Here is a 6,365-nt window from a genome sequence, read left to right as displayed (position 1 = left end):
TGAATATCTGCAACCGCCGCATCTGACACCTTTTTATCGAAGGTCTGTGAGACCACACCCGTCATATTGGGCGGCGGCGCTTTTTGTTGCTGTGTCTGCGCTGCTTTTCCTGCATGCTGCGCGGAAGACAGATACCAGGCGGCCCCACCCACTGCACTGATCCCCAGACCAATAAGCGCCATTCTGAGGTTTTGTTTACGACGAACCAGCTGATTGATATTAGCCATCCCGCGCCTCCGTCTGTCCGACCATCACCCAGACATCGGTGGTCGCTCCGGGTAACAGGGTTTCTGCACGGGGATAAATCACCACGCTGCGCACACCCGGCGCACTGAACTGAGATTCAGATAACACTGCCGCATGTTGTTGCCTGTTGCTTATCCGGTAGCGATATACCCGCAGAAGATCACCACTCCACATGCCGTCTGCCCGGGCAACCAGTCCGGCAGGCAGTGAGAACACCGGCGCGGCCACGACCGGAGAAAAGACATATCCCGGGGGAATATCGCCTTTCATCAGCGTCCTCTGTACATCAACCAGCAACGCCACATAATCATGGCTGCGCTCCCAGGCGGCAGCAGCCTGGTGGCGAACCGGCCGCTCACTTATCAGATGTACCACCCGTCCGTCCCGGGCCTGAGGCTGCCCGATAACGGAGACCACCAGGCCACCTTCGGTACGGATATAAAACGTGAAGGGCGCGGTTTTCTCCGTCATCAGGATCACCCCGCCATTTGCAATACCTGTCTGTCCGTACTCTCCGGTATTCGTGAAGGTTCCCTGCGCACTGTCCACGCCCACAATACGATCGCCGGGAACAACCAGCAGGTTAGGCTGTGTGTTGCTCAGCGCAATACGGGCCTGTGCATCAGGCGAAACCGGAACCTGTACGGGTTTCTGTGCCACCGGTGCGGCCTGTACGTTACCGGCCAGACCGCACAGCAATGCGGCCATCCCCGGAAGAGTCCGCCATTTATTTCGTTGGTTTTTCTTTCTCATTCACCAGTTCCTTAAATGACCGGATAGTTGTCATCCCGTCCCTGTAACCCAGTTCCAGCCGGTATGCCTTTTCTTCCGGCAATGCTTCACGCCGTCCAATCCACGTCTTCAGCGTCCCCCTGAAATCCACCACCCCGGCATTCGGATACACATCAATCCCGGTCATATAAAACGCAGAGCTGGCATTGTTGGTAATGATCTGACTGGCTTCACCATCCAGAATCTCTTTCATCTGAGGGCGGGTTGTTGTATCGAAATAACGCAGCAGGGCCTTATGCTGAGCTTTTACCGATTCCGGCGTGACATTAAGTCGCAGAAACATCAACGACTCCGCCACCTGCTGCAGATAGCTGGCATCAGCCACATTACGGGACAGCGAAAACGGTTGATTAAAGAACATGGGGATGTAGGTTTCTTTCTGTCCCCGCTCCAGATCTTCAATTCGTAACCAGGCAAGGACATTAGCGGCCAGACTCAGACCAAGAAAAAACAACAGGATGACAAATGTCAGGGATGTGAACTTCAGGGCTGAGCGATGTGCGCTCAGATCCATAAACGTCTCCTTATTTTAACCACAGTCGCCGGCATGACTCCGGCAAAACTTTAAACTGACTGTTCAGCCCCGGCAGATGCCAGTAACACATATTAAAAAGCCAGGATGTCCCCTTTCCCTTTTTGAAGTGGGTTAACGCAAACCAGAACAGAAGCCCGACAATCAAACCGGCCAGACTCTGGTTGAAGTAAATCCCGATACACGGTGGAGTCAGTCCAACGGTAGCCTCATCGAGAGGGATCCCGATGAGGCGTTTCTGTTCGGTCAGCGTCTGAGGGAAGATGTAACGTTCTTCCACGTCATCACGCATACCTTCATCTCTCTGTGTGATGTCCGAAATCAGCCACCAACGATGGAGAAAATGACTTTGGTCACCACGATGAATACCGGGATCAACACAAAGGTTGCCGGGTTGTGGTTACGCAGATAGAGCATAAAGACCAGGAACACTTCGGCGATCATGAAGTAATAAATCATCGTGGAGTCCTGACCAAAGGTCGCTTCCACGTCTGCTTTACCGGCTGAGGCCAGATCCGTTGCCTGTGCCATTCCCTGTGCCGCCAGCCAGAGAGCCAGCGGCGCAGCCACATATTTCACCAGGGCTTTGGCAGTTGATTTATTAACAACAGCCAAACAACGTGACAACAAACCCGGCTTACGTTTTTTCGCAGACGTTGCCATGACATTATTTAAAACCGTCATTTCAGCCATATAAATTCCTCTTTAACGGACAATAAAAAGTTATATGGGCGGAATTGCCCTCTGAATACCCGGGAGTGGATATTCAGAATGAAACTCCGGACTGCTTCAGACACGCTACCGCCCTCGGGTGCAAATCCGATCGTGACCGGGAAATACGGTCTGCGGGGCGCAAAAATTCCTGCCCGTAAATAACAGGGCATAACAAATGCAAAAGAAGCTCTTTCTCCGCAAAAGACAAAAGAGTATTGCTGATATTTAAACTCCCGCTACGGAGAAAATGTGTAAATACAGTTTTAGAGAAAACAGAAAATCATTTGTCTTCTGGTAAAAGGATCTCCCAGTAACTGTTCTCTCCAAGAACAGGAACAGAATTCAAATGTTGAGTCAGACGTAATGTCGCTTCCAGGCTCTTTGATCGTCCTGCTGCTTTTGCAGCAGCAACAAGTTTTTCATTAGTTTCCCGACGAAGAAGAAGCGTTACTGAAACGACACTTTTTTTCTTCTTTGCTTCTGACATAAAACCCCCTCAGATAACTGAGAGGGAATGATTTCATAAAAAAAACATTTTAGCTAGCAGGACAATTGTCGAACATTTTTGATTTATATCAAGCAAACTTCATTTAATACTGGAGACATAGATATGCGTGGCGGAATAAATTTACTCCACTGATATAAGTCAGAAAGTAATATAAAGTTTTCATAATTTTCAACAATCAAATGCGTATATATTGTTGAAGCTCTTTTTTCTATCGCTTTTACATTAACATTCATAAATTCAGCGATACTTCTTTGTGACACTCTGGCAGACATTAGCCATGCGACAAGCCAGTCATCAGGATCAAGATCCAGGAAAGGATTAACACCATAGAATCGTTGGTGTTTGTATAATTCACTAATATTTTTCTTATTGATATTGCATATCGCATCTATTATTTTCCTCTCTGTCCCGAGAAAATGTAAAGTATCAATTTTTACATATACACCGTCGAGAAATGGTTTTAATGTGCAAATATAGGGACGCGTCCTGTCTATAGATAAAAGTGAAACCAACAATATTTTTATTTTATTCTCCGCAATAGTAAGACATTCATACTCTTTTAGCTTCCTATCGTAAAAACCGAATAAATTTCCAGGCTGATTCTGTAAAAACTCATCTTGACTTACATCATTCAGGGAACAAAAAACGCGCAGAAAATCATTACTGCAATCTAAAAATTGTCCATTGCTATTTTTAATGTACCAGATACCGCCTGTCTGGCGATGATATTGATAAAAATGTGAGGAAAGATCTTGAGATCCAGCAGGTAGATCAATAGAGTTGTGTTTAGCCATAACTAGTTCCTCCAAAGGTGGCTAGATTGTGGTTAGCCCTGGTAGCGGGAGTGCTATTCCCCTGCCAGGGCGACTCAGTTAAATTTTAAAAATAGTCAGATATCGCCAACTATTTTTTCAATGCAAATTTTATCAAACACCTTTTACAGGTTCAATATCTCTCATTCTTTTTCAGGAAAAAACTCCTGCAACGATTCCTTTATTTCCTGCTTAAACTTCGAAATCATCTCATGATAGTTATGACGCGAATCCGACTTTATTTCTGTTAAATCAAACATACAATTAAGAATAGCCTGAGTGGTAAGGCGACTCTTCATACATTCTTCCAGAAGTCGCTTACGAAACAATTCCTCATCAGTTAACCCGCCATTTTTTTCCTCTTCCTGTTCACGCTTTTTTAATTGCTGTACAACGCGTAGTCCTGTCTCCAGCAATTCGGAACAGACACTTGACATATTAACATCAGCCGGAGTGGCTCCTTCAGCCAGTCTTTCATCAACAAGCTGACGAATACCATCGAGTGTTTTTTGTTTCATATAAACGTTTTGTCTCGGCATTAAATATTTCCTGCTACAAAATTACAGTGCCTGATGCAGCACCGTTTAAAAAACAAGCAACAGTGCCTGATCCAGCACCGCAGCACCATAACAGGCACTATAGCATCAATATCAGGCACTGTAAGCAGCACTGCACAGGCAAAATCCAGCCACAATCCAGCACCGTAACAGGCACCGTTACAGTGCCTGTATTTCAGTAACATTATGATTAATAAGAATTAGCACTGTAACAGTGCTGCTTATAGTGCCTAATCCAGCCACAATCCAGCACTGTTACGGTGCTGCGCATAGCTAAAAAACACGAAATTTGCCATATAAAATAATTTTAATACACTGATTTTAAAGACAAATCATGCAAAACACAGTTTTGCGTGATGTGTGAGGAAAATACTTTCAGAGGAGAGATGAGGCAAAAAGCATCCCGGGGCTGATTCGGAATTTCGGGGCATTGCCTGTAAAGCACAAAAATGGCATGCTCACGCCATAGTATTGACACTATAAATAGTAAATGCATGCATAAGATTATCGCCATTATCCTCATAATGTTTGCAGGAAATACATATTCCTCTGACTGTTTTGAACTTGCTGGCAGAGATTACAAAATAGATCCCGATTTACTGAGAGCGATTTCATGGCATGAATCCCGTAACAGGGTTAATGCTATCGGCATTAATCCTGTTACGGGATATGGCTCCGGCCTGATGCAAATCGACTCCCAGCATTTTAAGGAGTTGTCACGTTACGGAATAAAACCGGAACACCTGGTTACAGACCCGTGCATGAATATTTATACCGGTGCGTATTACCTGGCAATAGCGTTCAAAAAGTGGGGCGTAACGTGGCGGGCTGTCGGTGCTTACAATGCCGGTTTTCGCAACACAGAGGAACAGGAACGACGCAGAAAAATTTATGCTACAAAAATACAGAACATTTATCGCAATATAAAGAACAAACGAGAGTACTGAAAGATGTTATGCCGCGACAGCGGCATGGAAGGCCACACACAAAAATATCATATGAGTGATAATGCTGACTGGCCGAAGCCCCGCGAAGCGGGAACCCATCTTATATATACCCGGTAACTGCGCAGCCTCCTGCCAGACCATTTTTCGCGGGCACAATATTTACAGACGACCGGAAAGCCAGTTGATGAAATTGAGGCATATCAGACGACACAGCAATGCCGCAGAATGATAATATAAGTAAAGCCCCGAAAAATTTTTTCGGGGCTTTACTTATATTATCATGACTTCCACTCCCTGAACTGTTCGGCAATCATCCATAATGCTTTGTTGATTCGGATATCACCATCAATGCCTGTAATGGCTCTTGTCCTTGTATTTTTACCGGAGGCACTTTTTCCCGATAGTCCACCTTTTATCATATTCTCCTGAACCCGCTGCCAGGTCGTCCAGAGATCGTTCTGTTTATCCTCCCGACGACGGGGAGTAATTATTTGTTCAGGCGTCACTGGCGTTTTATTTTCATCCTCATACCTGACCATCAGTGCAGCCCTGCCAAATAAATGTTGCTCGTCACTGTTAAGATGAATTTCTTTCATCGCCTCCATATTATCAGTGACCTTATCAAAGACATCGAGCACTTCATATGCTCCCTCGATAACCTGCCCGACAATATCGCCTTTATGCGGAATGCGGATTTCACCAAAATTGTTCCCGCACACCAGGCCATTTGTGCAGACAAAACGAAAAATTCCGGGGATCATCTGATAACTGGATGAACCATCATGTGAATTAAGCAGGATAATTTCAGGAACTTCCTGCCCGTTAATATGTCCTTCCCTGCGAAGACGTAACATATGTTTACTGTATTCGCGACGCCCCAAATCACGAACCCGACTCTGACAGGCAAAGAACGGCTGGAAACCTTCATCACGTAACTTATTGATGATATTGATGGTTGGGATATATGTATAACGCTCACTCCGGGATTCATGTTTATCACCAGAAAAAACAGACGGCACAAACTGCATTAATTCGTCATCCGTTAACGGGCGCTCACGGCGAATGGAATTATATCGGCCAAAACGGGAAGCCAGTCGCATAATATTCACTCCTCGCTGAAAGAAAAAATAAGTCAAAAATTTTTTCGCTTAATTTCCTGCCCCCTGATTGTTATTAACAAATCGACAACAATCAGGGGAGAAATCATCACACCGGACTGGTCATGGGCTGACCGGCCTGTTGGCTGAAAAGCATCAT

9 protein-coding genes and 1 pseudogene are annotated in these 6,365 nt (G+C 45.5%); 1 reads left to right on the top strand and 9 read right to left on the bottom strand.

Annotated features, from left to right (window positions below; genetic code table 11):
* From EQY_RS0122170 to traM, 8 genes and pseudogenes are all read right to left on the bottom strand, one after another.
* Positions 1–227 (bottom strand): annotated as a pseudogene (locus EQY_RS0122170) (conjugal transfer protein TraB); the annotation flags it as partial.
* Positions 220–999: a type-F conjugative transfer system secretin TraK gene (traK, locus tag EQY_RS0122165; protein WP_021555358.1), complete on the bottom strand. Its 780-nt coding sequence runs from the start codon at positions 997–999 to the stop codon at positions 220–222. The pseudogene EQY_RS0122170 and the gene traK, both read right to left, overlap by 8 nt.
* Positions 974–1,552: a type IV conjugative transfer system protein TraE gene (traE, locus tag EQY_RS0122160; RefSeq protein ID WP_000365870.1), complete on the bottom strand. Its 579-nt coding sequence runs from the start codon at positions 1,550–1,552 to the stop codon at positions 974–976. Before traE ends, traK begins: the two co-directional genes overlap by 26 nt.
* A gap of 10 nt (positions 1,553–1,562) precedes the next feature.
* Entirely contained in the window at positions 1,563–1,862 is a 300-nt protein-coding gene (gene traL, locus EQY_RS0122155) for a type IV conjugative transfer system protein TraL (protein ID WP_001204091.1), read from the bottom strand.
* 29 nt (positions 1,863–1,891) lie between these two features.
* The gene (locus EQY_RS0122150) at positions 1,892–2,263 is read right to left on the bottom strand and encodes a type IV conjugative transfer system pilin TraA (RefSeq protein ID WP_000829553.1); all 372 of its coding nucleotides are present in this window, start codon (positions 2,261–2,263) and stop codon (positions 1,892–1,894) included.
* Positions 2,264–2,564: 301 nt separating this feature from the next.
* On the bottom strand, positions 2,565–2,771 hold the full coding sequence (locus EQY_RS0122145) for a TraY domain-containing protein (RefSeq protein ID WP_001287348.1): 207 nt from the start codon (positions 2,769–2,771) through the stop codon (positions 2,565–2,567).
* Positions 2,772–2,854: 83 nt separating this feature from the next.
* Complete coding sequence (locus EQY_RS0122140) at positions 2,855–3,586, bottom strand: hypothetical protein (protein ID WP_001062164.1); 732 nt, start codon at positions 3,584–3,586, stop codon at positions 2,855–2,857.
* 161 nt (positions 3,587–3,747) lie between these two features.
* Complete coding sequence (gene traM / locus EQY_RS0122135; protein ID WP_001137965.1) at positions 3,748–4,143, bottom strand: conjugal transfer relaxosome DNA-binding protein TraM; 396 nt, start codon at positions 4,141–4,143, stop codon at positions 3,748–3,750.
* Between the two features lie 512 nt (positions 4,144–4,655).
* On the opposite strand from traM, the gene EQY_RS0122130 reads away from it, so the two are divergent.
* Positions 4,656–5,108 carry a transglycosylase SLT domain-containing protein gene (locus EQY_RS0122130; protein ID WP_024212709.1) on the top strand — a complete coding sequence of 151 codons (453 nt, stop codon included), beginning with the start codon at positions 4,656–4,658 and terminating at the stop codon, positions 5,106–5,108.
* Positions 5,109–5,386: 278 nt separating this feature from the next.
* Here EQY_RS0122130 and EQY_RS0122125 read toward each other — a convergent pair whose 3' ends face one another.
* On the bottom strand, positions 5,387–6,208 hold the full coding sequence (locus EQY_RS0122125) for a DUF932 domain-containing protein (RefSeq protein ID WP_001234451.1): 822 nt from the start codon (positions 6,206–6,208) through the stop codon (positions 5,387–5,389).
* Positions 6,209–6,365: the final 157 nt, after the last annotated feature.

The organism is Escherichia sp. TW14182, from assembly GCF_000208525.1.
Lineage (GTDB): Bacteria > Pseudomonadota > Gammaproteobacteria > Enterobacterales > Enterobacteriaceae > Escherichia > Escherichia ruysiae.
This window is presented reverse-complemented; position numbering and strand designations above follow the sequence as displayed.

What these genes read in the sequence shown, in the direction of transcription:
- traK (WP_021555358.1), bottom strand. Translation starts at nt 999, where the DNA reads ATGAGAAAGAAAAACCAACGAAATAAATGGCGGACTCTTCCGGGGATG.
- traE (WP_000365870.1), bottom strand. Translation starts at nt 1,552, where the DNA reads ATGGATCTGAGCGCACATCGCTCAGCCCTGAAGTTCACATCCCTGACA.
- traL (WP_001204091.1), bottom strand. Translation starts at nt 1,862, where the DNA reads ATGCGTGATGACGTGGAAGAACGTTACATCTTCCCTCAGACGCTGACC.
- EQY_RS0122150 (WP_000829553.1), bottom strand. Translation starts at nt 2,263, where the DNA reads ATGGCTGAAATGACGGTTTTAAATAATGTCATGGCAACGTCTGCGAAA.
- EQY_RS0122145 (WP_001287348.1), bottom strand. Translation starts at nt 2,771, where the DNA reads ATGTCAGAAGCAAAGAAGAAAAAAAGTGTCGTTTCAGTAACGCTTCTT.
- EQY_RS0122140 (WP_001062164.1), bottom strand. Translation starts at nt 3,586, where the DNA reads ATGGCTAAACACAACTCTATTGATCTACCTGCTGGATCTCAAGATCTT.
- traM (WP_001137965.1), bottom strand. Translation starts at nt 4,143, where the DNA reads ATGCCGAGACAAAACGTTTATATGAAACAAAAAACACTCGATGGTATT.
- EQY_RS0122130 (WP_024212709.1), top strand. Translation starts at nt 4,656, where the DNA reads ATGCATAAGATTATCGCCATTATCCTCATAATGTTTGCAGGAAATACA.
- EQY_RS0122125 (WP_001234451.1), bottom strand. Translation starts at nt 6,208, where the DNA reads ATGCGACTGGCTTCCCGTTTTGGCCGATATAATTCCATTCGCCGTGAG.